The organism is Pandoraea sp. CB10b_02 (assembly GCF_002216225.1).
GTDB classification, from domain to species: Bacteria; Pseudomonadota; Gammaproteobacteria; order Burkholderiales; family Burkholderiaceae; genus Pandoraea; species Pandoraea nosoerga.
On the sequence record NZ_NJGW02000010.1, the window covers coordinates 173,798 to 196,748 of the forward strand.

At 61.8% G+C, this 22,951-nt stretch carries 36 protein-coding genes; 2 read left to right on the forward strand and 34 right to left on the reverse strand.

From position 1 onward, the window contains the following. Positions 1-9: 9 nt before the first annotated feature. Together CDN36_RS13270 and CDN36_RS13275 are read right to left on the reverse strand one after the other, a co-directional pair. Positions 10-2,145, reverse strand: coding sequence for a cytochrome c biogenesis protein ResB (locus CDN36_RS13270; protein ID WP_287496963.1), 2,136 nt, complete (start codon positions 2,143-2,145; stop codon positions 10-12). A 167-nt stretch (positions 2,146-2,312) separates the two neighbouring features. Further along, complete coding sequence (locus CDN36_RS13275) at positions 2,313-2,969, reverse strand: c-type cytochrome (RefSeq protein ID WP_150556033.1); 657 nt, start codon at positions 2,967-2,969, stop codon at positions 2,313-2,315. Between the two features lie 295 nt (positions 2,970-3,264). Here CDN36_RS13275 and yihA point away from each other — a divergent pair, with 295 nt between their 5' ends. Together yihA and hemB are read left to right on the forward strand one after the other, a co-directional pair. After that, complete coding sequence (gene yihA, locus CDN36_RS13280; RefSeq protein WP_287496964.1) at positions 3,265-3,933, forward strand: ribosome biogenesis GTP-binding protein YihA/YsxC; 669 nt, start codon at positions 3,265-3,267, stop codon at positions 3,931-3,933. A 589-nt stretch (positions 3,934-4,522) separates the two neighbouring features. Continuing rightward, positions 4,523-5,521 carry a porphobilinogen synthase gene (gene hemB / locus CDN36_RS13285; protein WP_287496965.1) on the forward strand — a complete coding sequence of 333 codons (999 nt, stop codon included), beginning with the start codon at positions 4,523-4,525 and terminating at the stop codon, positions 5,519-5,521. Between the two features lie 105 nt (positions 5,522-5,626). Here hemB and dsbD read toward each other — a convergent pair whose 3' ends face one another. The 32 genes from dsbD to CDN36_RS13445 all read right to left on the reverse strand — a co-directional run. Next, positions 5,627-7,522: a protein-disulfide reductase DsbD gene (gene dsbD / locus CDN36_RS13290; protein ID WP_287496966.1), complete on the reverse strand. Its 1,896-nt coding sequence runs from the start codon at positions 7,520-7,522 to the stop codon at positions 5,627-5,629. Positions 7,523-7,637: 115 nt separating this feature from the next. After that, entirely contained in the window at positions 7,638-7,970 is a 333-nt protein-coding gene (gene cutA / locus CDN36_RS13295; protein WP_287496967.1) for a divalent-cation tolerance protein CutA, read from the reverse strand. 197 nt (positions 7,971-8,167) lie between these two features. Then, positions 8,168-8,560: a 50S ribosomal protein L17 gene (gene rplQ, locus CDN36_RS13300; RefSeq protein WP_039406335.1), complete on the reverse strand. Its 393-nt coding sequence runs from the start codon at positions 8,558-8,560 to the stop codon at positions 8,168-8,170. A gap of 155 nt (positions 8,561-8,715) precedes the next feature. Beyond that, complete coding sequence (locus CDN36_RS13305; protein WP_150556029.1) at positions 8,716-9,693, reverse strand: DNA-directed RNA polymerase subunit alpha; 978 nt, start codon at positions 9,691-9,693, stop codon at positions 8,716-8,718. 102 nt (positions 9,694-9,795) lie between these two features. Next, complete coding sequence (rpsD, locus tag CDN36_RS13310; protein WP_150556028.1) at positions 9,796-10,419, reverse strand: 30S ribosomal protein S4; 624 nt, start codon at positions 10,417-10,419, stop codon at positions 9,796-9,798. A 152-nt stretch (positions 10,420-10,571) separates the two neighbouring features. Further along, positions 10,572-10,976, reverse strand: coding sequence for a 30S ribosomal protein S11 (gene rpsK / locus CDN36_RS13315; protein WP_150556027.1), 405 nt, complete (start codon positions 10,974-10,976; stop codon positions 10,572-10,574). A 17-nt stretch (positions 10,977-10,993) separates the two neighbouring features. Then, positions 10,994-11,359, reverse strand: coding sequence for a 30S ribosomal protein S13 (gene rpsM, locus CDN36_RS13320; protein WP_150556026.1), 366 nt, complete (start codon positions 11,357-11,359; stop codon positions 10,994-10,996). Between the two features lie 35 nt (positions 11,360-11,394). Further along, on the reverse strand, positions 11,395-11,511 hold the full coding sequence (gene rpmJ, locus CDN36_RS13325) for a 50S ribosomal protein L36 (protein WP_010804115.1): 117 nt from the start codon (positions 11,509-11,511) through the stop codon (positions 11,395-11,397). Between the two features lie 19 nt (positions 11,512-11,530). Then, positions 11,531-11,749, reverse strand: coding sequence for a translation initiation factor IF-1 (gene infA, locus CDN36_RS13330; RefSeq protein WP_010804116.1), 219 nt, complete (start codon positions 11,747-11,749; stop codon positions 11,531-11,533). A gap of 9 nt (positions 11,750-11,758) precedes the next feature. Continuing rightward, positions 11,759-13,096, reverse strand: coding sequence for a preprotein translocase subunit SecY (gene secY, locus CDN36_RS13335; RefSeq protein WP_287496968.1), 1,338 nt, complete (start codon positions 13,094-13,096; stop codon positions 11,759-11,761). A gap of 23 nt (positions 13,097-13,119) precedes the next feature. Further along, entirely contained in the window at positions 13,120-13,554 is a 435-nt protein-coding gene (gene rplO / locus CDN36_RS13340) for a 50S ribosomal protein L15 (protein WP_023593833.1), read from the reverse strand. Positions 13,555-13,565: 11 nt separating this feature from the next. Further along, entirely contained in the window at positions 13,566-13,748 is a 183-nt protein-coding gene (rpmD, locus tag CDN36_RS13345; RefSeq protein ID WP_023593832.1) for a 50S ribosomal protein L30, read from the reverse strand. Between the two features lie 11 nt (positions 13,749-13,759). Then, a complete protein-coding gene (gene rpsE, locus CDN36_RS13350; protein WP_010804120.1) occupies positions 13,760-14,278 on the reverse strand; it encodes a 30S ribosomal protein S5 in 519 nt (172 codons plus the stop codon). 13 nt (positions 14,279-14,291) lie between these two features. Continuing rightward, the gene (gene rplR, locus CDN36_RS13355) at positions 14,292-14,657 is read right to left on the reverse strand and encodes a 50S ribosomal protein L18 (protein WP_150556023.1); all 366 of its coding nucleotides are present in this window, start codon (positions 14,655-14,657) and stop codon (positions 14,292-14,294) included. Between the two features lie 11 nt (positions 14,658-14,668). Further along, entirely contained in the window at positions 14,669-15,202 is a 534-nt protein-coding gene (rplF, locus tag CDN36_RS13360) for a 50S ribosomal protein L6 (RefSeq protein ID WP_150556022.1), read from the reverse strand. Positions 15,203-15,217: 15 nt separating this feature from the next. After that, complete coding sequence (rpsH, locus tag CDN36_RS13365; protein WP_010804123.1) at positions 15,218-15,613, reverse strand: 30S ribosomal protein S8; 396 nt, start codon at positions 15,611-15,613, stop codon at positions 15,218-15,220. Between the two features lie 13 nt (positions 15,614-15,626). Beyond that, a complete protein-coding gene (rpsN, locus tag CDN36_RS13370) occupies positions 15,627-15,932 on the reverse strand; it encodes a 30S ribosomal protein S14 (protein WP_039406348.1) in 306 nt (101 codons plus the stop codon). 7 nt (positions 15,933-15,939) lie between these two features. Beyond that, a complete protein-coding gene (gene rplE / locus CDN36_RS13375; protein WP_039406351.1) occupies positions 15,940-16,479 on the reverse strand; it encodes a 50S ribosomal protein L5 in 540 nt (179 codons plus the stop codon). Positions 16,480-16,498: 19 nt separating this feature from the next. Further along, on the reverse strand, positions 16,499-16,807 hold the full coding sequence (gene rplX, locus CDN36_RS13380; protein WP_150556021.1) for a 50S ribosomal protein L24: 309 nt from the start codon (positions 16,805-16,807) through the stop codon (positions 16,499-16,501). A gap of 11 nt (positions 16,808-16,818) precedes the next feature. Further along, positions 16,819-17,187 (reverse strand): 50S ribosomal protein L14, encoded by a 369-nt coding sequence (gene rplN / locus CDN36_RS13385; protein ID WP_010804127.1) that lies wholly within the window; start codon positions 17,185-17,187, stop codon positions 16,819-16,821. 264 nt (positions 17,188-17,451) lie between these two features. After that, positions 17,452-17,724 carry a 30S ribosomal protein S17 gene (gene rpsQ, locus CDN36_RS13390; RefSeq protein ID WP_010804128.1) on the reverse strand — a complete coding sequence of 91 codons (273 nt, stop codon included), beginning with the start codon at positions 17,722-17,724 and terminating at the stop codon, positions 17,452-17,454. Further along, positions 17,721-17,915 carry a 50S ribosomal protein L29 gene (rpmC, locus tag CDN36_RS13395; protein ID WP_010804129.1) on the reverse strand — a complete coding sequence of 65 codons (195 nt, stop codon included), beginning with the start codon at positions 17,913-17,915 and terminating at the stop codon, positions 17,721-17,723. Before rpmC ends, rpsQ begins: the two co-directional genes overlap by 4 nt. Before the next feature lie 14 nt (positions 17,916-17,929). After that, on the reverse strand, positions 17,930-18,346 hold the full coding sequence (gene rplP, locus CDN36_RS13400) for a 50S ribosomal protein L16 (RefSeq protein WP_039406357.1): 417 nt from the start codon (positions 18,344-18,346) through the stop codon (positions 17,930-17,932). Positions 18,347-18,348: 2 nt separating this feature from the next. Beyond that, positions 18,349-19,152 (reverse strand): 30S ribosomal protein S3, encoded by an 804-nt coding sequence (gene rpsC, locus CDN36_RS13405; RefSeq protein ID WP_039406359.1) that lies wholly within the window; start codon positions 19,150-19,152, stop codon positions 18,349-18,351. Positions 19,153-19,161: 9 nt separating this feature from the next. Further along, on the reverse strand, positions 19,162-19,491 hold the full coding sequence (gene rplV, locus CDN36_RS13410) for a 50S ribosomal protein L22 (RefSeq protein WP_023593826.1): 330 nt from the start codon (positions 19,489-19,491) through the stop codon (positions 19,162-19,164). A 10-nt stretch (positions 19,492-19,501) separates the two neighbouring features. Then, positions 19,502-19,777, reverse strand: coding sequence for a 30S ribosomal protein S19 (gene rpsS / locus CDN36_RS13415; RefSeq protein WP_010804133.1), 276 nt, complete (start codon positions 19,775-19,777; stop codon positions 19,502-19,504). Between the two features lie 13 nt (positions 19,778-19,790). After that, on the reverse strand, positions 19,791-20,618 hold the full coding sequence (gene rplB / locus CDN36_RS13420; RefSeq protein ID WP_150556020.1) for a 50S ribosomal protein L2: 828 nt from the start codon (positions 20,616-20,618) through the stop codon (positions 19,791-19,793). A 2-nt stretch (positions 20,619-20,620) separates the two neighbouring features. After that, on the reverse strand, positions 20,621-20,935 hold the full coding sequence (gene rplW, locus CDN36_RS13425; RefSeq protein WP_039406361.1) for a 50S ribosomal protein L23: 315 nt from the start codon (positions 20,933-20,935) through the stop codon (positions 20,621-20,623). Then, entirely contained in the window at positions 20,932-21,552 is a 621-nt protein-coding gene (gene rplD / locus CDN36_RS13430; protein WP_010804136.1) for a 50S ribosomal protein L4, read from the reverse strand. Before rplD ends, rplW begins: the two co-directional genes overlap by 4 nt. Before the next feature lie 2 nt (positions 21,553-21,554). After that, the gene (gene rplC, locus CDN36_RS13435; protein WP_150556173.1) at positions 21,555-22,211 is read right to left on the reverse strand and encodes a 50S ribosomal protein L3; all 657 of its coding nucleotides are present in this window, start codon (positions 22,209-22,211) and stop codon (positions 21,555-21,557) included. 206 nt (positions 22,212-22,417) lie between these two features. After that, positions 22,418-22,729 carry a 30S ribosomal protein S10 gene (rpsJ, locus tag CDN36_RS13440; protein ID WP_010804138.1) on the reverse strand — a complete coding sequence of 104 codons (312 nt, stop codon included), beginning with the start codon at positions 22,727-22,729 and terminating at the stop codon, positions 22,418-22,420. A gap of 121 nt (positions 22,730-22,850) precedes the next feature. Then, a partial coding sequence (locus CDN36_RS13445) for an EF-Tu C-terminal domain-related protein (RefSeq protein ID WP_502920362.1) occupies positions 22,851-22,951 on the reverse strand: 101 nt, incomplete at its 5' end.

Consider the following 22,951-nt stretch of genomic DNA (forward strand, 5'->3'; position numbering starts at 1 on the left):
GTCTCACCTTCATCGTTTTGTGACGATCTCGTCCATTTCCGCCTTCGTGCGGGCGAATTCCTTTTCGAAATCCAGCGTGCGGCGCGTGGTCGACACCGCCATGAGCACCGAACTGCCGCCTTCGGGTGCATCCTTGATCCATAGCCACAAGCGGCGCTCGCGCACGTAGAACATGGAGAAGATGCCGAGCACCAGCAGCAAACTGCCAAGATACACGATCTTCTTGCCGGGCGAGCGCGTGAGCTGGAAGACGCTCGCCTGAATCTGGTCGAACGAGTCGAGCTGCAGGAACACGGGCGCGTCATACAGGAAGTTGTCGGACAGCGCATTGGTCGCCGTATGCACGAAGCGCTCGGTCTGCGGCGTGGACTCCGCACTCGCCTGCCCGGCATGCTCGCGTGCGACCTGCCACAGTTGCCACACCGTGCCGTCGAGAATGCGACGGAACATGTCCGCCGCCGCGGACTGCTGCTCTTGCGGCACCTTCTCGCTGACGAACTCGGCAATCGCCTGCAGACCGCCCGTCGCACGACCGTTCCTGCTCGCCGGAATCGCGCCGGCAAACAGGTCGAGCTCGCGCTTCGCGCTTTCCTGCAGTTGCTCGCGCAACTGTGCCGAGGTCTGCGCCGGCAGCGACTGCGCCGCGAAACGGCGGGCCGCTTCGGCGCGCGCGCCATCGTCTTGCAGGGCGGCGCGCAGCAGCATCCATTGCCTGACCGAGCCGTCTTCGTCAGCCGGAATGCGCAGGTACTGGAACGGGCCGTCCGGCGTGTCGCGCACGCCGGTCATGAATACGCGCTGCCCATCCTCGACCAGGATGGGCAGCATGTAGTTGCGGTACTCCTTGGCCTGCCCGTTGCGATCGCGCACCTTGTATTGCACCGACGGTCCGACGTTGCGCAGGTCCTTGCCCAGATCGGGACGCGCGCCCGAACCCAGTTGCGCACCGAGATCCTCGCGCAACGATTTGCGGGCCACGCCTCGCACGTCGCGCTCGCCGCCGCCGGTGCTGATGTTCTCCACGTTGATCGCGCGGAAGTCGCTGAATTCGATCGTGTATTCGTCCTTGCCCGCCGCGCCGCCGCGCAGTTGCGTGGAGCCGCCGACGTCGCCCGAGAACGCGAACGGCTTGCTCGACGGGCCGTGCATCGGGTAGCCGGTCAGGCGCAGCTTGCTGCCGCCATCCTCGAAGCTCGACTGATAGATCGCCACACCCTTGTAGATGAACGGTTCGTTGACCTTCACGGTCGCGCTCATCGTCTTGCCGTTCTCGGGATCGGTCACCACGATGTCGCTCGCGAACAGCTTGGGCATGCCCGTCGAGTAATAATCGACGTGGAATTTCTTGAGCTCGATGGCAAACGGCAGGTCCTGCACGACCGAACCGTCCTGGAAATTCAGGATCGCCGTGGTCGACTTGCCGCCTTCCGGCACGAACGAATAGCCGCGAAATGCCGGGTTGTTCGGCGACAGGCGGTGCGTTTCGGGGATCTGCGCGATGACGGCGTTGCCCTGCAGCGGGGATTTGCCGAAGAGCGCCATCTGCACGCGAATCAGCAGATCGCTGTCGACGAGTCCGCCCAGGCAGATGATCACGATCGCGCTGTGCGCGAAGATGTAGCCGATCTTGTTGACAGCCCCGGCCTTGGCGGCCACGAGCGTGGCGCCATCGCGCTCGCGGACCACGAAGCGGTAGCCGCGATGGCCGAGATAGCGCGTCAGGCGCGGCAGCAATTCCGCGCGCGGCGCCGGCCCGGTGAACTCGCCCCTGTGACCGAAAGCGCGCAAGCTGCCCTCGCGCACGTGATCGCGCCAGCTTCGGATGTCCGCGATCATCTTCGGCGCGTTGCGCACGATGCACAGCGTCGTGGACGCCATCAGGAAGAACAGGATCAGCAGAAACCACCACGAACTGTAGACCGTGTACAGGCCCAGCGAGCGGAAGATGTCGGCCCAGAACGGGCCGAACTGATTGACGTAGTTGGGATACGGATCGCCCTGCTTGAGCACCGTACCCACGATGCTGGCGATGGCGAGCACGGTCAGCAGGCTGATGGCGAAACGCATCGAACTGACGAGTTCGACGCCGTCGCGCACCCAGCGTTGCGCGCCCTTGATCTGCATTCCGGAGGTACTGATGCTCATCCTGATTCCGACAACAAAAAAGGGCGGGGACGCGTGTCTCACGCGCCCGCCACCCTGTGTATGCTAAACCAGTTCGAATACATCGCCTCGCGGCAACGCTGCTGGTTTCGTTATAAGTCAGCGAATATACCCTGACGTTCACACGATGTCAGGGCAGGGGCTGCCGGTCAGCGCAAACCGGCGATGTAATCCGCGACCGCCTTGATTTCCTTGTCCGACAGCCGCGACGCGATGTCGTGCATCGGGGCATTGTTGCCGCGCGTCTCGTCGCGGAACGCGACTAGTTGGGCGGCGGTGTAATCGGCCCACTGGCCCGACAGACGCGGATATTGCGACGGCATGCCGGCCCCCGCCGGCCCATGGCACGACGCGCAGGCCGGCACGCCCTTGTCGGCCAGACCACCGCGGTAGATCTTCTCGCCCAGCGGCACCGTGGCCTTGTTGCGCGCGGCGCCCGGCTTCTCGGTCTGCGAGGCGAAATACGCCGACACGTTGCGCATGTCCTGATCGGACAGTGCCGCGGCCATGCCGGCCATGATGGGATTGTTTCGTGCAGGGGTCTTGCCCGGCTGCGCCTTGAAATCGGCGAGCTGCTTGTAGAGGTATTCGGCATGCTGGCCCGCGAGCTTCGGATAAGCGCCGCCGGTGCTGTTGCCGTCCGCGCCGTGGCAGGATGCGCAGACCTGACTGGCAATCGCCTGTCCCCGGTTCAGGTCAGGTTTGGCAGGCGCCGGCGGATCGGCGGCCTGACTGGCGCCGCTCAGAAGCAAGCATGCCAGCGCCAACGGTGCTGCAGCGAGAGACTTCCACACTCCTCGGTTCATTCGCACACCTTATATCTGTTTTGTCGGGAAATCGGTCGTTCGAACTCACCGTCCGGCGCCGTGTTTCTCCTCCATCCTCACGGCGCGCGAGACGTTCGGGCAAGCCTTGGCAAGGCCAAGGTTAACTTTCATATTGTACAATAAAGACTTTCCCCGGCTTTAGGGGATTTCCATGTAGAAGGCCGCAGAGCGGGGCTTCCCGGGCTGTTGCCGGTGAGCGTCGGACTCGCCGTTTTGCGCCCCTTCAGCCGCGTTGCAGCCGCCTTCCGCAGCTTGCGCGCTCCCGGTTTTCGCCATGTCCCTACTTCATCAAGCCCGCTTCTTTACGACCGTCAATCACCTGCGCGACCTGCCTGCCACGGCCGTGCCCGAGGTCGCCTTCGCGGGCCGCTCGAACGCGGGCAAGTCGAGCGCGCTGAACATCCTGTGCAATCAGAAGCGCCTCGCCTTCTCGAGCAAGACGCCGGGCCGTACCCAGCACATCAACTACTTCGAGATCGCGCACCTGGAGCATCTGTACGGCTACCTGGTCGACCTGCCCGGCTACGGCTACGCCGAAGTCGGCGGCGGCGTGAAAGTCCACTGGCAACAGTTGCTGGGCGACTACCTCGTGCAACGTCCGCAACTTCGGGGCCTGGTGCTCGTCATGGATTCGCGCCGCCCGTTCACGGACCTCGACTGCGAACTGATCGACTGGTTTCTGCCGACCGGACGCCCCATCCATGCACTGCTCACCAAGGCAGACAAGCTCACGCGTCAGGAGGCGACAGTCGTGCTGCGCGACACGCAAAAGCGGCTGTCGGCCCTGCCGCGCACCGACGGTCTGCCGTCCGACGATCCGGCCGTCGCACCGCAGTTCACGGCGCAGTTGTTCTCGTCGCTCAAGCGCACCGGCGTGGACGCCGCCCAGCGCATGCTCGAAGACTGGCTCGCCATCCCGCCGCGCGAGTCAGGCAAGAAATGAGCGACGCTCGGCCACACCGACCAGTCGCGCTTCCTTCGGTTCCGCGCTTGGTTCCGCGCTCGTTCGCGTTGTCCGCTCTCTCGCTCCCCATGGCACCGATCATGCGGCGTCCAACTCCGTAAGGTAGTGGTCGAACGGGCGCCGCGGGCGCGACAAATCGTCGCGGCGCACGGCGGCCGCGCATCGAATGGGAAATGCGGGACTCGGATCCCTCGGCCGGACGGATGAGGGTGACAAGTTCAGCGAAAATGCGCGAGTCGGCCGGCATCCGGGGACATCGACGCCGCAAAGTGCGCGCACATAAAAAAACCGCCGTGTAGGCACGGCGGGTTTAAATAAGCCTTATCGTAGAACGACAGGCGCCCGCTCAGGGAGGAGAAGCGGGGGACGCCGCACGCAGTGCGAACATCCGGTTGGTATGATATACCATGCTTCCGAAAGTTTCCGGGCAAGCGCCGTTTTTTTGCGCGCCTTCCGCCTTACGGTTTCATTGAGCCAGACGCAGCGGCGGTGCATTTCGGGACGCGTCGACACGCCCCGAATTACGGAATTTTCCGCCGCGCCATTCTCCGTCCAAAGGACCGATCGCATGAGTTCCTACCCCCTGCTTCGCCCGCGCCGCATGCGACGCGATGACTTCTCGCGCCGTCTGATGCGCGAAAACCGCCTGACCTGCGATGACCTCATCTACCCGGTGTTCGTGCTCGACGGGCACAACCGCCGTGAAGCCGTCGATTCGATGCCGGGTGTCGAGCGCGTGTCGATCGACGAGTTGCTGCGTGTGGCCGATACGTGCGTCACGCTGGGCGTGCCGGTGATCTCGTTGTTCCCGAACGTCGAAGCTTCGCTCAAAACGCCCGACGGCATCGAGGCCACCAACCCGGACGGCCTGATTCCCCGCGCGGTGCGCGAGCTCAAACGCCACTTCCCCGACCTCGGCGTGCTCACGGACGTCGCGCTCGATCCCTACACGAGCCACGGCCAGGACGGCGTACTCGACGAAAACGGTTACGTCGTCAATGACGTGACCACGTCCATTCTCGTGAAGCAGGCGCTCACGCAGGCCGACGCGGGAGTCGACATCGTCGCGCCGTCCGACATGATGGACGGGCGTATCGGCGCGATCCGCGAGGCGCTCGAAGCGGGCGGACACATCCACACGCGCATCATGGCTTATGCCGCGAAATACGCGTCGGCCTTCTACGGCCCATTCCGCGACGCCGTCGGTTCGGCATCGAACCTCGGCAAGGGCAACAAGATGACCTACCAGATGGACCCGGCCAACTCGGACGAGGCCCTTCGCGAAGTGGCGCTCGACATCGAGGAAGGGGCCGACATGGTGATGGTCAAGCCGGGCATGCCGTATCTGGACATCGTGCGCCGCGTGAAAGACGAGTTCCGCTTTCCCACTTACGCCTATCAGGTCAGCGGCGAATACGCGATGCTCAAGGCCGCCGCACAAAACGGCTGGCTCGATCATGACAAGGTCATGATGGAATCGCTTCTCGCCTTCAAGCGCGCAGGCGCCGACGGCATCCTCACCTACTTTGCGCTCGACGCCGCCCGCCTGATACGCGCACAGGCCTGAGACGGTCGCAGGCGAACGATCGCGGGCCCTGACGCCATGAAAGCGCTCGCTCGGCTCGCGGCGGGCCGGTAAGCGCGGCGGCTCATATTCGACGCCGCGCCGGACTCAGGCCGAGGGCCCGAACGAAGGCCCGAAGGCCTTGTCGAGGCTGCGCAGAAACTGTTCCGGAGACTGGGCGCCGATCACGCGCGCGCCCGGGATTTCCTTGCCGCCCTGGAAGAAGATGATGCCCGGCGGTCCGAACAGCCCGAAACGCTTGAGAAGCGCCTGATCGTCGGCGCTGTTTGCCGTCACGTCCGCCTTGAGCAGCACCAGTTCGTCGAGCCGCGCCCTCACCTTCGGATCGGTGAAGACGAATCGCTCCATTTCCTTGCAACTGATGCACCAGTCGGCATAGAAGTCGAGCATCACGGGGCGCCCGGCGGTTGCCACGATCTGGTCGAGCTCCGCCACGCTGCGCACGCGCTCGAATTTGGCGCCTTCGGCGGCGACCGCCGCCCCGGTCGCCGTCGCCCCTGCCGTGAGGCCCGCCAGCGGCGCCAGCGGATCGCGCGCACCGGCGGCCGCGCCGACCAGCGCCACGGCACCGAGCAATGCCACGGCCACGCCAAGTCCCTTGAGCAGACGCCGCGCGCCGCCCGCGCCATCCGGCAAGCTGTCGAACACGCGCATGAACGTCGCCGCCACGAGCAGCAGAACCCCCGAGGTCAGCAGCAGCACCGGCGTCGGCAGCAGAGGCCGCACGATCCACAGGGCCACGCCGAGCAACAGGAAACCGAAGAAGCGCTTGACCCCTTCCATCCAGGCGCCCGCGCGGGGCAGCAGCGTACCGCCGCCTGCCGCAAGGATCACCAACGGCAGCCCCATCCCCAGTGACAGGGCGAAGAGCGTGGCGCCCCCGAAGACGGCGTCGCCCGTCTTCGCGATGAAGGCGAGGGCGGCCGCCAGCGGCGCCGTCACGCAGGGACTGACGATGAGTCCGGACAGCACGCCCATCATGGCGGCGCCAAGCCACTGGCCGGACTTCTGCTTACGCGCCGCGTTGTCGATGCGCTCACGCAGCGCCGACGGCAACTGAATCTCGTACATGCCGAACATCGACAGCGACAGGATCACCATCAACAGCGCGAACGACGCCAGCACCCACGGCGCCTGCAGGAACGCGATCAATCCCTGGCCCAGCAGGCCGGCGGCCACGCCGATCACCGTGTTGACCACCGCCATTCCGAGCACGTAGGCGATGGCCAGACGCAGTGCCTTGCCGCGGCTTGCCGACTGCCCCGCCACGATCGATAGCAGAATCGGCACCATCGGCAGCACGCACGGCGTGAATGCCAGTCCGACGCCCAATGCGAAGAAAATCCCGAGCGCCACGGCAAAGCTGCCGCCTGACAGGATGCGTTCGGCTTCGCTGTAATCCTCGCGGGCCGACAGCCAGCCGCCCTTGCCGGCAGGCGCTGACGTCGCAGCCGAATCAGCGGAAGCCGCGGGTTCCGCCGCCGGGAGGGAGCCCCCCCCCAGCAACGCTCGTGTTGCCGGTCCGGGCGAGGACGCTGCCCCCGCGAGGCCGGCAGCACCGCCGCCGGCGGCCACAGCCGAGATCTTGAGTGGCTTGTCCATCGGCGGATAGCACAAGCCCTTGTCCGCACATCCCTGCATGGTGACGTTCAGCGTGAACGGGCCGCTGGCCTGGCTTACCGGAATGCGAACGTCGATGGGCTCGTGGTACACCTCCATGTCCTTGCCGAAGGTTTCGTCATGTTTGACCTCGCCCTTGGGGAATTGGGGCGCACCGAGCGTAGCGGCGCCATTGTCCGCGGCAAAGGCGAAGCGCTCGCGATAGAGGTAATAGCCCTTTGCCACGTCGAAGTGCAGCACGACGGCGCCGGGCTCCTCGGTCTTCGAGACCTTGAAGGCGACATCCGGATCGAGAAAGTCGCTGGCGGCGTGGGCGCGTCCGGCCGTCAGCGTCAGCAGCATTGCGACGGCGCACAGCACCATTGCCCAAAACGCGAAAACGCGCGAGCCCCCCGGCATGGCGGCACCGGGCAAGCCCGATGCGCCCGATGCGTTCGCTCCCGCGCCAGCCAAAACCCGCCGAACCGTCGTCTTCACATCAAACATGCAACTCTCCCCGGGTTTCATCCTCGACCCAGCGTGCATACGCCGGCAGTGCGGCGGCGGCCGGCCACGCGACGATCTCGGGCACGTCGTAAGGATGGTGGTCTTTGATGTATTGTTCGAGCTCGCGATAACGCGCCGCGCTCGTCTTGATCATGAGCGGTACTTCCACGCTCGTCTCGCGCTTGCCTTGCCACCGATAGCTCGAACGCACCGGCGCCATCTGCTGGACGCAGGCGGCAAGGCGCGCGGTCAACATACCGTCAATGGCGGCTTCGGCGCTCGCCTCGTTGGGGAACGTCGTCATGACGATGAGAAGGGCATCCATGTTGTGCGGTAGACCCGAGTGGCTTGAGGATCGTTCACTCTACACCGACACCGCCGCAAGCGTGCAATAGCAGCCCCATTTCGAGGCAAATGCCGGCGATGGCTTCGGACAATACCCCAAAAAAAAGCCAGGTCGGTGACCTGGCTTCTTCTTACGGCGGACGGCCCGCAAGGGCCGTTGCGCGAATTGCTGACGAGTTACTCAGCGACTTCCGGCGCTTCCGTGTCGACTTCCGGACGGTCCAGCAGTTCGACGAAAGCCATCGGCGCGTTGTCGCCCACGCGGAAACCCATCTTCAGAATGCGCAGGTAGCCGCCCGGACGGTTGGCAAAGCGCGGGCCGAGTTCGTTGAACAGCTTGGTGACCATTTCACGGTCGCGCAGGCGGTTGAACGCCAGACGGCGGTTTGCAACCGTGTCCTTCTTGCCCAGCGTGATGAGAGGCTCGACGACCTTGCGCAGTTCCTTGGCCTTCGGCAGCGTGGTCTTGATCGCTTCGTGCTGGATCAACGAGTTCGACATGTTACGCAGCATAGCCAGACGGTGGCTGCTGGTACGGTTCAGTTTACGCAGACCATGACGGTGACGCATTTCAACTTTCCTTTAAACAGAGTTTTCGACCAAGCTCTTCTATCGGTGACAAACACCGCGGGCCGGTACCTTCGCTATCGGCCGTATCGGATCGCTCCGACGCGCCGCACTTACGTAGCAACACGGCCGCCCGAAGGCGGCCATGTCATTACACCTTACTTCTCGAGACCGGCCGGCGGCCAGTTTTCGAGCTTCATGCCGAGCGTGAGACCACGCGAGGCAAGCACTTCCTTGATCTCGTTGAGCGACTTGCGACCCAGGTTCGGGGTCTTGAGCAGTTCGTTCTCGGTACGCTGGATCAGGTCGCCGATGTAGTAGATGTTTTCGGCCTTCAGGCAGTTGGCCGAACGCACCGTGAGCTCGAGATCGTCCACCGGGCGCAGCAGGATCGGATCGATCTGCGGCGCACGCGACGGCGCTTCGCTCGTGGCCTCCGTGCCTTCGAGCGCAGCGAACACCGACAGCTGGTCGACGAGGATGCGCGCCGATTGACGGATCGCTTCTTCCGGCGACAGCACACCGTTGGTCTCGATGTTCATCACGAGCTTGTCCAGGTCGGTACGCTGCTCCACACGGGCCGATTCGACCGCATAGCTCACGCGCTTGACCGGCGAGAACGAGGCATCGAGCACGATACGGCCAATCACCTTGGCCGACTCGTCGCCATAACGGCGCACGTTACCCGGGACATAACCACGACCCTTCTCGATCTTGATCTGGACGTCGAGCTTGCCGCCCTTGGCCAGATGCGCGATCACGTGATCGGGGTTGATCAGTTCCACATCGTGGGGCACTTCGATATCCGAAGCGCGCACCACACCTTCACCATCCTTGCGCAGCGTAACGGTGACTTCGTCACGGTTATGCAGCTTGAACACCACACCCTTCAGGTTCAACAGGAAGTTGACGACGTCTTCCTGGACACCGTCGATGGTGGAGTATTCGTGCACTACGCCGGCGATCGTCACTTCCGTCGGCGCATAACCGACCATCGACGACAGCAGCACGCGGCGAAGCGCGTTGCCCAAGGTGTGGCCGTAGCCACGTTCGAACGGCTCCATCACGACTTTGGCGTGATGCTCACCGACCGGCTCAACCGCAATGATCTTGGGCTTCAACAAACTGGTTTGCATAGGTTTCCTTTTCAATACCCTCGGCTCGTTACACCGATAAGGCTGATGGGTGACAACCTGCACGGAACGCAAAACGCGCCGTGAGGCGCGTCAGCATACGGATTAACGCGAATACAATTCGACGATCAGGCTTTCGTTGATGTCGCCCGCGATATCGCTACGTTCCGGCAGTGCCTTGAAAGTGCCTTCCATCTTCTTGGCATCAACCGAAACCCAGATCGGGAAACCGACTTGCTCGGCCAGCGACAGTGCTTCTTGAATACGCACTTGCTTCTTGGCCTTTTCACGCACGGCGATCACATCACCGGCCTTGACCTTGATCGACGGGATGTTGGCAACAACACCGTTCAGCACGATCGCCTTGTGGCCGACCAGCTGGCGCGCTTCGGCGCGCGTCGAACCAAAGCCCATGCGGTACACGACGTTGTCCAGGCGCGACTCGAGCAGTTGCAGCAGGTTTTCACCCGTGTTGCCCTTGACGCGGTCGGCTTCCGCGAAATAACGACGGAACTGACGCTCGAGCACGCCGTAGATACGCTTGACCTTCTGCTTCTCGCGCAGCTGGTTGCCGTAGTCCGAGGTGCGAGCACCCGAGGTGCGGCCGTGCTGACCCGGCTTGCTGTCCAGCTTGCACTTGTCGGCGAGCGAGCGGCGTGCGCTCTTCAGGAAGAGGTCGGTACCTTCACGACGGGAAAGTTTGGCCTTCGGGCCGATATAACGTGCCACGGTTGTTCCTTTATCTCAAAATCTGACGCAGCGAACCTTGTCCACTGCGCAAGTCCGGTACCAATGTACCGGACGGTGGTCTTAGAAATTGCTACGCGCACGGCCGAGACCGTGCGCGAACCCGCGATTATAGCAGGATTTTCTTACGCGTCTTAGATGCGACGACGCTTCGGCGGACGGCAACCGTTGTGCGGGACCGGCGTCACGTCCGAGATGGCCGTGATCTTGATGCCCAGCGCATTGAGTGCACGAACCGCGGACTCGCGACCCGGACCCGGGCCCTTGATGCGAACTTCCAGGTTCTTCACGCCGTGTTCCAGCGCCACGCGGCCAGCCGACTCGGCAGCGACCTGAGCGGCGAACGGGGTCGACTTGCGCGAACCCTTGAAGCCCTGGCCACCCGAGGTCGCCCATGCCAGCGCATTGCCCTGACGATCGGTGATCGTGATGATCGTGTTGTTGAACGAAGCGTGGACGTGCACGACGCCTTCGGCAACGCTCTTCTTGACCTTCTTGCGAACGCGCTGCGAAGCGGCGTTGTTCTGTTGCTTAGCCATGAGTTCCTATCCTCTGGTTACTTCTTCAGCGAAACGCCGGCCTTACGCGGGCCCTTGCGGGTACGCGCGTTGGTACGGGTGCGCTGACCGCGGAGCGGCAGGCCCTTGCGGTGACGCATGCCGCGATAGCAGCCCAGATCCATCAGGCGCTTGATGCTCATGGTCACTTCACGGCGCAGATCCCCTTCCACCGTCAGTTGACCGACTTGATCACGCAGCTTTTCGAGATCGGCGTCGTCGAGGTCCTTGACCTTCTTCGAGAACGGCACACCGGCGGCTTCGCAAATCTGGCGAGCGCGCGTGCGACCGATACCGTAAATGGCCGTCAGGCCAATTGCGGTGTGCTGGTGGTTCGGGATGTTAACCCCTGCGATACGAGCCATTCGTAATTCCCCAACTAAATAGCGTTAAAGGCCGATTAGCCCTGACGTTGCTTGTGGCGCGGATCCGAGCTGCAGATCACGCGCAGCACGCCTTTGCGCTTCACAAACTTGCAATTGCGGCAGATGCACTTAACAGATGCCAAAACTTTCATGACAATTCCCTCTCTCTAATCACTTCGCCCGGAAGACGATCCGCGCACGCGACAGATCGTAGGGCGTCAACTCTACCGTCACCTTATCCCCGGGCAGAATGCGGATGTAGTGCATCCGCATCTTGCCGGAAATATGTCCGAGTACTACATGGCCATTTTCCAGCTTTACCCGGAAGGTGGCATTGGGGAGGTTTTCAAGCACCTCACCCTGCATTTGAATAACGTCGTCTTTCGACATGATCCCGGATCAGCGAAGCGTCATGTTATTGCCGCCCTTGAAATTCGCCTTGCGGAGCAGCGACTCATACTGTTGCGACATTACATAAGACTGCACTTGCGCCATGAAGTCCATCGTCACCACCACGATAATCAGCAGCGAGGTTCCACCGAAGTAGAACGGGACATTCCAGCGCAACACCAGAAACTCGGGCAGCAAACACACCAGGGTGACGTAGGCTGCGCCGGCGAGCGTCAAACGCGTCAGGATCTTGTCGATGTACCGAGCCGTCTGGTCGCCCGGACGGATCCCCGGAACAAACGCGCCGCTCTTCTTCAGGTTCTCCGCGGTCTCCTTGCTGTTGAACACCAGTGCGGTGTAGAAGAAGCAGAAGAACACGATCGCCAGTGCGTAGAGCATCACGTAGATCGGCTGGCCCGGCGACAGCTTCGCGGCGATATCCTTAAGCCAGCGCGCATTGTCACCCGCACCGAACCAGTTCGCGATCGTTGCCGGGAACAGGATGATCGACGACGCAAAGATCGGCGGAATCACGCCTGCCATGTTCAGCTTGAGCGGCAGGTGCGAAGCCTGACCGCCGTACACCTTGTTGCCGACCTGGCGTTTGGCGTAATTCACGAGGATCTTGCGCTGACCCCGTTCCACGAACACGACGAAGAACGTCACGAGCACCACGAGGGCACAGATCACGATCGCCGAGAACGGACCGATCGAACCAGTGCTGACGAGCTCGAACAGGCCGCCCACGGCATTGGGCAAACCAGCCGCGATACCACCGAAGATGATGATCGAGATACCGTTGCCAAGGCCGCGTTCGGTGATCTGCTCACCCAGCCACATCAGGAACATCGTGCCGGTCACGAGCGTGATCACCGTCGTCAGGCGGAACACCATGCCCGGATCGACGACGAGCCCCGGCTCGCTCTCCAACGTCACCGCGATCGCCGCTGCCTGGAAGAGCGCGAGCACCACCGTGAAATACCGGGTGTACTGCGTGATCGTGCGCTGTCCGGCCTGGCCTTCCTTGCGCAACGCTTCCAACTGCGGCGAGACCATCGCCAGCAGCTGCATGATGATCGACGCCGAGATATACGGCATGATCCCCAGCGCGAAGACCGTGAAACGCGACAACGCACCGCCCGAGAACATGTTGAACATGCCCAGGATCCCGCCCGACTGGCGCTGGAACAACTGCGCCAGCTGATCGGGGTCGATGCCCGGCACCGGGATATGCGCACCAATACGGTAGACGATCAACGCCAGCAGCAGGAAAACCAGCCGCCGGCGCAGATCCGCATACTTCGGGCCCTGCGTACCAGGCTTAGCGAGATTAGGAGACTTGGCCAATGATGGCTCCGGGGTGTCCTAACTTACTCGGCGACCGAACCGCCAGCCGCTTGAATGGCGGTGAGCGCACCCTTGGTGACGCCCAGACCCTTCACAACGACCTTGCGGGTGATCTCGCCCGAGGCGATGATCTTGGCCGACAGCGACAGCTCGCTCACCAGACCGGCCTGCTTCAGAACCAGCAGATCGATCTCGTCGACCGGCAGGTTGTTCAGGTCCGACAGGCGAACTTCGCCCACGAAACGACGCGTCAGCGACTTGAAGCCACGCTTGGGCAGACGACGCTGCAGCGGCATTTGACCGCCCTCGAAGCCCACCTTGTGGAAGCCACCCGAACGCGACTTCTGACCCTTGTGACCACGGCCGGCGGTTTTACCCAGACCCGAACCGATGCCACGGCCGACGCGGCGCTTGGCGTGCTTGGCGCCTTCTGCCGGCTTAATCGAATTCAATTCCATGTTGCCCTCGCTCAGTCGACGATCTTCACAAGGTACGAAACCTTGTTGATCATGCCCCGCACAGCGGGCGTATCCTGCAACTCGCTGACCGAATTGAGGCGACGCAGGCCCAGACCCTTGACGGTCGCGCGATGGTCTTCACGCGTGCCGATCAGGCTCTTGACCAGCTTAACTTTCACAGTTTGCTGCGACATATTGATCACCCTTAGCCGAGGATCTCTTCCACCGACTTGCCACGCTTGGCGGCGATGTCAGCAGGAGTCGATTGTTTCTTCAGGCCGTCGAGCGTGGCGCGGACCAGGTTGTACGGGTTCGTCGAGCCGAGGCTCTTCGTCACCACGTTGGTCACGCCCATCACCTCGAACACCGCGCGCATCGGGCCACCGGCGATCACGCCGGTACCGTCCTTCGCCGGCGACATCAGCACGCGCGAGGCGCCATGCTGGCCGAGAACGTTGTGTTGCAGGGTGCCGTTCTTCAGGGGCACCTTGAACATGTTGCGGCGGGCTTGTTCCATTGCCTTTTGAACGGCAACCGGCACTTCCTTCGCCTTGCCCTTGCCCATGCCGATGCGGCCATCGCCGTCACCAACCACGGTCAACGCGGCAAAACCGAGAATACGGCCGCCCTTCACCACCTTCGTGACACGGTTGACCGCGATCATCTTCTCGCGAAGGCCGTCGTCGCGTTCGTCAGCCTGAACTTTCGCTTGCATCTTTGCCATGACGGATCCTTACTTAGAACTTGAGGCCGGCTTCACGGGCAGCGTCGGCCAGAGCCTTGACGCGACCGTGATAGCGGAAGCCCGAGCGGTCGAAAGCCACGCTTTCGATGCCGGCAGCCTTCGCCTTTTCGGCGATACGACGACCGATCAACGCAGCAGCGGCGGTGTTGCCACCCTTGCCTTCCTTGTCGCCCAGTTCCTTGCGCACTTCGGCTTCCAGCGTCGAAGCGCTGGCCAGCACTTGCGTGCCGTCTTCCGAGAACACTTGCGCGTAAATGTGCACGTTGGTGCGATGCACGGAAAGGCGATGCACCTTCTGAGCTGCCAGCTTGATACGGGTCTGGCGAGCGCGGCGCACACGAGATTGTTTCTTGTCCATGTTTCGCACCCTTACTTCTTCTTGGTTTCCTTGAGGATCACCACCTCGTCCGCATAGCGGACGCCCTTGCCCTTGTAGGGCTCGGGCGGACGGTAACCGCGAACTTCCGCAGCCACTTGTCCGATGCGTTGCTTGTCAACGCCCTTGATGATGATCTCCGTCTGCGTCGGGGTCTCGGCCTTCACGCCTTCCGGCATGGGATGCACGACGTCGTGCGAGAAACCCAGCTCGAGCTTCAGGTTGTTACCTTCGGCCTTGGCACGGTAACCCACGCCAACGAGTTGCAGCTTCTTTTCGAAACCCTTGCTCACACCGGTCACCATGTTGTTGACCAGTGCACGTTCGGTACCGTACAGCGCGTTCGCCTCGCGGCTTTCGTCGGCCGGTGCGAAGGTGATGGTGCCGTCTTCGATCTTGACGTTCACGAGCGCGTTGATGCCGCGGGTCAGCGAACCCAGGGCGCCCTTGACCGTCAGCACATTGCCGGCCAGCGTTGCTTCAACGCCCTTCGGCAGCGCAATAGGACTCTTACCTACTCGAGACATTTCTACTCTCCTCGGTTAGGCCACGTAGCAGATGACTTCGCCGCCCACGCCGGTGGCGCGCGCCTTGCGATCCGTCATCACGCCCTTCGGGGTCGAGACGATTGCAACGCCCAGGCCGTTCATGACCTGCGGAATGTCGTTGCGGCTCTTGTACACACGCAGGCCCGGGCGCGAGACGCGCTCGAGGCGCTCGATCACGGGACGGCCAGCGTAGTACTTCAGTGCGATGTTCAGCACCGGCTTGGTTTCTTCTGCTTCAACCGCGAAGTCTTCGATATAGCCTTCGTCCTTCAGGACCTTGGCGATCGAGACCTTCAGCTTGGACGAGGGCATCTTCACCGATGCCTTCTCAACCATCTGAGCGTTGCGGATGCGAGTCAGCATATCGGCGATAGGATCGCTCATGCTCATGGTGCTTCTCCTATTACCAGCTTGCTTTGGTCACGCCCGGGATTTCGCCGCGGAAGGCGATTTCACGGATCTTGTTACGGGCCAGGCCGAATTTGCGGAAGGTACCGCGCGGACGGCCGGTCAGGTCGCAACGATTGCGTTGACGCGTCGGGTTGGCGTTACGCGGCAGCTGTTGCAGCGCCAGACGTGCTTCATAACGCTCGTCTTCCGACTTGCTGGTGTCTTCGATGATCGCTTTGAGGTCAGCACGCTTTGCAGCGTACTTCGCCGCCAGACGGGCGCGCTTCTTTTCGCGTTCGATAAGTGCCAGTTTAGCCACGATTACCTCAGTTACGGAACGGGAATTTGAACGCCGACAGAAGAGCCTTGGCTTCTTCGTCAGTCTTCGCGGTCGTGGTGATGCTGATGTTCAGACCACGCAGCGCGTCGATTTTGTCGTACTCGATTTCGGGGAAGATGATCTGTTCCTTCACACCGATGTTGTAGTTGCCACGACCATCGAACGCACGGCCCGAGATACCACGGAAGTCACGCACGCGCGGCAGGGCCACGGTGATGAAACGATCCAGGAATTCGAACATACGCTCGCCGCGCAGCGTCACCATCGTACCGATCGGGTAACCTTCGCGGATCTTGAAACCGGCGATTGCCTTGCGAGCCTTCGTCACGACCGGCTTCTGGCCGGCGATCTTCGTCAGGTCGCCAACGGCGTGTTCAATGATCTTCTTGTCAGCGACGGCTTGACCAAGGCCCATGTTCAGGGTGATCTTGGTGATGCGCGGCACTTCCATGATGGACTTGTAGCCGAACTGCTTCGTCAGCTCGGCGACAATCTTGTCCTTATAGAATTCTTGCAAACGGGCCATTATCTATACTCCCTGCGACTTAGGCACCGACGACCGCACCGGTCGTCTTGAGGAAGCGGACCTTCTTGCCGTCTTCGACCTTGATGCCCACACGCGACGGCTTGCCATTGGCATCCACCAGCGCCACGTTCGACACGTGGATCGGCATCGTCTTGTCGACCACGCCACCTTGCGTGCCCTTCATCGGGTTCGGCTTGACGTGCTTCTTGGCAACGTTCACGCCTTCGACGACCACCTTGTCGCCTTGGACGGCCAGAACCGTGCCACGCTTGGCCTTGTCCTTACCCGTCAGCACGATGACCTGGTCACCCTTGCGAATCTTGTTCATGTGTCGGCTCCTTACAGCACTTCCGGGGCCAGCGACACGATCTTCATGAAGCGTTCGGTACGCAGTTCACGCGTAACCGGCCCGAAGATACGGGTGCCGATCGGCTCGAGCTTGGTGTTGAGCAGCACGGCGGCGTTGCCGTCGAATTTGACCAGCGAGCCGTCCTGGCGACGCACGCCCTTGGCGGTGCGCACGACCACTGCGTTGTAGATTTCGCCCTTCTTGACGCGACCACGCGGGGCAGCATCCTTCACGCTGACCTTGATGATGTCGCCAATGCCGGCGTAGCGACGCTTGGAGCCGCCCAGCACCTTGATGCACATCACTTCGCGCGCACCGGTGTTGTCGGCTACTTCGAGCCGGGTTTCAGTTTGAATCATGGTGTTATCTTCCCAACTTAATCCGACACATACGCGTCGGTCAGTCTTGGTCCCCGTCAGCATCAAAGGATGCCGTTTGGGTTGAGTCGTTCAAAAGTGGACAACCTTGCCACCTGGGCCAGACTCGTAGAGGGTACGAATCGGCTTCGGAAGCCATCCACTCCCTTGCGAAACCAAAGACCGGTTTTGGCGAAAGAAGCGGAAAGTCCGGAATTATACAATGATAATTCCGGACTTGCAAGTCAACGTTCGCTTCAGCGCGCCTTAGATGATGCGGGCGGCTTCCACGAGACGGGAGACGGTCCAGGCCTTGGTCTTCGACAGCGGACGGGATTCCTGAATCTCGACCGTATCGCCTTCCTTGTACTGGTTGGTCTCATCGTGCGCGTGGTACTTCTTCGAACGCACGATGTACTTGCCGTAGAGCGGGTGCTTCATTTGACGCTCGACCAGCACGGTAACCGTCTTGTCCATCTTGTCGCTGACAACCTTACCCACGAGGGTACGCTTCAGCGAGGTCTTAGCGGTATCGTTCATTTCTGGCTCGCCTTCTCAGTCAACACGGTACGCACGCGCGCGATGTCCTTGCGCACCTTCTTCAGCTGGCTGGTGTTGCTCAGCTGCTGGGTGCCCGCTTGCATGCGAAGACCGAATTGGGCCTTCAGCAGATCCGACAGTTCCTTGTTCAGACCGTCGACATCCTTGGCACGAAGTTCGGATGCTTTCATTTCATTCTCTCCAATCAGGCGCCAAGGCGACGGACGAGGAACGTCGTCTGGATCGGCAGCTTGGCTGCCGCCAGACGGAACGCCTCGCGCGCCAGCTCTTCGGTCACGCCGTCCATCTCGTACAGCATCTTGCCCGGTTGAATCTCGGCGACGTAGTACTCCGGGTTGCCCTTACCGTTACCCATACGCACTTCAGCCGGCTTTTGCGAGATCGGCTTGTCCGGGAAGATACGGATCCAGATACGGCCGCCGCGCTTGATGTGGCGGGTCATGGCACGACGCGCGGCTTCGATCTGACGAGCCGTCAGGCGACCACGACCGACCGCCTTCAGGCCGAATTCGCCGAACGACACTTCGTTGCCACGGGTGGCGACGCCAGTGTTACGGCCCTTCTGCTCTTTGCGATACTTTCTGCGTTTCGGTTGCAGCATGTTTATTCTCCAGTCTTGGCGTCGCCTTCAGGCTTGCCAGCCGGGCGGCGTGCACCACCGCGCTTGGCGCCGGCCTTGTCGCCAGCGTCGTCACGACGGGGGCGACGGTCGCCCGGACGCGCGTTGCGGCGCGGACGCTTTTCTTCGGCCGGCTCTTCAGCCACCGGAGCGTCGTTGCGGCCCAGCGTGTCACCCTTGTACACCCACACCTTGATACCGATGATGCCGTAGGTCGTCTTCGCTTCCGAGGTAGCGTAGTCGATGTCGGCGCGCAGCGTGTGCAGGGGCACACGGCCTTCGCGGTACCACTCGGTACGGGCGATTTCGATGCCGTTCAGGCGGCCCGAGCTCATGATCTTGATGCCCTGGGCACCCAGACGCATCGCGTTTTGCATCGCGCGCTTCATGGCGCGACGGAACATGATGCGGCGCTCGAGCTGCTGAGCGATCGAGTCGGCGATCAGCTGCGCATCGGTTTCCGGCTTGCGGATTTCCTCGATGTTCACGTGCACGGGCACGCCCATGCGCTTTTGCAGCTCGGCCTTGAGGATTTCGATGTCCTCGCCCTTCTTGCCGATCACGACACCCGGACGCGAGCTGAAAATCGTAATGCGAGCATTACGCGCCGGACGCTCGATGACCACGCGGCCGACCGAAGCGTTCTTCAGCTTCTTCTTCAGATATTCGCGAACGCCGATGTCTTCCTTCAGCATTTGCGCGAAATTCTGGTTGTTGGCGTACCAACGCGAAGCCCAGTTACGGCTGACAGCCAGACGGAAGCCAGTCGGATGAATTTTCTGTCCCATCGTGACCCCTTAGTTGCCCAGCGTCACAGTGATGTGACAGGTTTGCTTCTCGATGCGGTTACCGCGGCCCTTGGCGCGCGCGGTGAAACGCTTGAGCGAGGTCGCCTTGTCGACGTAAATGCCCTTGACGCGCAGTTCGTCGATGTCAGCACCTTCGTTGTGCTCGGCGTTGGCGATTGCCGACTCCAGCACCTTCTTGATGATGACCGCGGCCTTCTTCGGCGAGAAGGTCAGGACATTGAGCGCACGCTCCAGCGGCAGGCCGCGGATCTGGTCAGCGACCAGACGCGTCTTCTGCGCCGAGATGCGGGCACCGCGATGAATTGCTTTCACTTCCATGATCGGCCCCTTATTTCTTCGCCTTCTTGTCGGCCGCATGGCCCTTGAAGGTACGGGTGAGTGCGAACTCACCCAGCTTGTGGCCGACCATGTTTTCCGTCACGTACACCGGCACGTGCTGACGGCCGTTGTGAACGGCGATCGTCAGACCGATGAAATCGGGCAGGACGGTCGAACGACGCGACCAGGTCTTGATCGGCTTCTTGTCACGCGATGCAGCCGCCGCTTCCACCTTTTTCAGCAGATGAGCGTCGCAAAACGGACCTTTTTTAACAGAACGAGTCATTTGCTAGCTCCAATTAACGCTTCTTGCGACGCTGAACGATCATGCTGTCGGTGCGCTTGGTCGAGCGGGTACGCTTACCCTTGGTATGCTGACCCCACGGGCTGACCGGATGACGACCGGCAGCCGTGCGACCTTCACCACCACCGTGCGGGTGATCCACCGGGTTCATCGCCACACCGCGAACGGTCGGGCGAATACCGCGCCAACGCTTGGCACCGGCCTTGCCCAGTTGGCGCAGGCTGTGCTCTTCGTTGCCGACTTCACCGATGGTGGCGCGGCACTCGATGTGCACGCGACGAACTTCACCCGAACGCAGACGCACTTGTGCATACGTGCCTTCGCGAGCCAGCAGCATGGCCGACGTACCGGCGGCGCGAGCGATTTGCGCGCCCTTGCCCGGTTGCAGCTCGATGCCGTGAATCGTGGTACCGACCGGAATGTTGCGGATCGGCAGCGTGTTACCGGCCTTGATCGGGGCTTCCGAGCCGCTGACCAGTTGCTGGCCGACGGTCAGACCCTTCGGGGCCAGGATGTAACGGCGCTCGCCATCGGCGTAGCACAGCAGTGCGATGTTCGCGCTGCGGTTCGGATCGTATTCCAGACGCTCGACCTTCGCCGGGATGCCGTCCTTGTTGCGACGGAAATCGACGATACGGTAGTGCTGCTTGTGACCGCCACCCATGTGACGGGTGGTGATGTGACCGTTGTTGTTACGGCCGGCGGTCTTGCTCTTGGTATCGAGCAGCGGGGCGAACGGCTTGCCCTTGTGCAGATCCTTGTTGACGACCTTGACCAGCGAACGGCGGCCCGGCGACGTCGGTTTCGTTTTGACGAGTGCCATGATTACTTGGCCTCCGCTTCAAAATTGATTTCCTGACCCGGCTTCAGGCTCACGTAGGCCTTCTTCTCGTGGTCGCGACGACCCATGAAGCGGCCGAAGCGCTTTTGCTTGCCCTTGCGGTTCAGGATTTGCACCGACTCGACTTCCACCTTGAAGAGAAGCTCGACAGCCGCTTTCACTTCCAGCTTGTTCGCGTCGCGTGCAACTTGGAACACCACTTGTTCGTTCTTGTCGGCCACCAGCGTCGCCTTCTCGGAGATCACCGGCGCGAGCAGGACCTGGTACAGACGATGGTCGTTTTTACGCACGTCGCTCATGACAGCATCTCCTCAATCTTGGCGATCGCGCCCTTCGTCAGCAGCACCTTCTTGAAGTAGATGAGCGACAGCGGGTCGGCGAAACGCGGCTCGGTGACGGCGACGTGAGCCAGATTGCGCGAGGCCAGGAACAGGTTCTCGTCCACGCTATCCGTGATCAGCAGCACCGACTCAAGGCCCATCGCCTTGATCTTTTCAGCGAGCAGTTTGGTCTTCGGGGCATCCAGCTTGATGTCCTCGACGACCGACAGACGACCTTCGCGGGCGAGCTGCGACAGAATCGAGCACACACCGGCGCGGTACATCTTCTTGTTGACCTTGTGGGTGAAGTTCTCTTCCGGCGAATTCGGGAAGATACGGCCACCGCCGCGCCACAGCGGGCTCGACGACATACCGGCACGGGCGCGGCCCGTACCCTTCTGACGCCACGGCTTCTTCGTCGTGTGCTTGACCTGTTCACGGTCCTTCTGCGCACGGTTGCCGCTGCGGGCGTTGGCCTGATAGGCCACCACAACCTGATGGATCAGCGCTTCGTTGTAGTCACGGCCGAACACGACGTCCGACGCGTTGACAGCAGCGCCTTCCTGACCTTGCTCATTCAGGAGCTTCAGTTCCATTGTTACGCTCCCTTCGCGAGTTTGGCCTTGACTGCCGAGGTCACGAAAACCTTGCCTTCGTTAGCGCCCGGAACGGCACCCTTCACGAAGATGAGGCTACGCTCAGCGTCAATGCGCGCGATTTCGAGATTCTGCACCGTCGTGGTGACATCACCCAGGTGACCCGTCATGCGCTTGCCCGGGAACACACGGCCCGGATCCTGCGCCATACCGATCGAACCCGGCACGTTGTGCGAACGCGAGTTACCGTGCGAAGCGCGGCCCGAACCGAAGTTGTAGCGCTTGATGGTACCGGCGTAGCCCTTACCGATCGACACGCCCTGCACGTCGACCTTCTGGCCCACCTGGAAGAGATCGACGCCAACGACCGCGCCCGGCTGCAGTTCAGCAGCTTTGGCAGCGTCAACGCGGAATTCCTTGAGGATTTCACCGGCTTCGACACCCGCTTTCGCGAAGTGACCGGCGGCGGCTTTGACCACGCGCGTGGCGCGGCGAGTGCCGAAAGTGACTTGAACGGCGGTGTAGCCGTCCGTTTCATCCGTCTTGATTTGCGTCACACGGTTGTTAGACACGTCGAGCACGGTGACGGGAATCGAATCGCCGTCGTCCGTGAAAATACGCGTCATGCCAACCTTGCGACCGACAAGGCCAAGGCTCATGATTTTCTCCATTCCCGACTGCGATTGGCCGGGGCTAAATGACAAAAGGATGGTCCACGGACGTGGGCCATCTTTTCAAAACTACACTTGAGCCCGCCATTATAGACGAGCTTTTATCGCTTGACAAGTGTTGCTAAATCGCATAACAAAAGCCCCGCCGGGTTTAGCATTGGCGGGGCTTTCAAGAGCAAAGTCGCTCGTCAGCCTTACTGCAGCTTGATTTCGACGTCCACGCCAGCCGGCAGGTCCAGCTTCATCAGTGCGTCAACAGTCTTGTCCGTCGGATCGACGATGTCCATCAGGCGCTGGTGCGTGCGGATTTCGAGCTGGTCGCGCGAGGTCTTGTTGACGTGCGGCGAACGCAGGATGTCGAAACGCTCGATGCGCGTCGGCAGGGGCACCGGGCCCTTGACGATGGCGCCGGTGCGCTTGGCGGTCTCAACGATTTCGGCGGCTGACTGGTCGATCAGGCGATAGTCGAAGGCCTTCAGGCGAATGCGGATCTTCTGGTTCTGCATGGAAATTCTCCAAAGAGCGTGGCAGCCCTCGTTCGAGTGCCGGGTAAATCACAAAGAGCAAACAGACTTTTCGAAACGGGCGGCGGCAGCGCCGACGCCCGCTTCATCGAATCCGCAATGATTAGGCGATGATCTTGGCCACGACGCCGGCGCCGACGGTACGACCGCCTTCGCGAATTGCGAAGCGCAGGCCTTCCGACATGGCGATCGGGGCGATCAGCT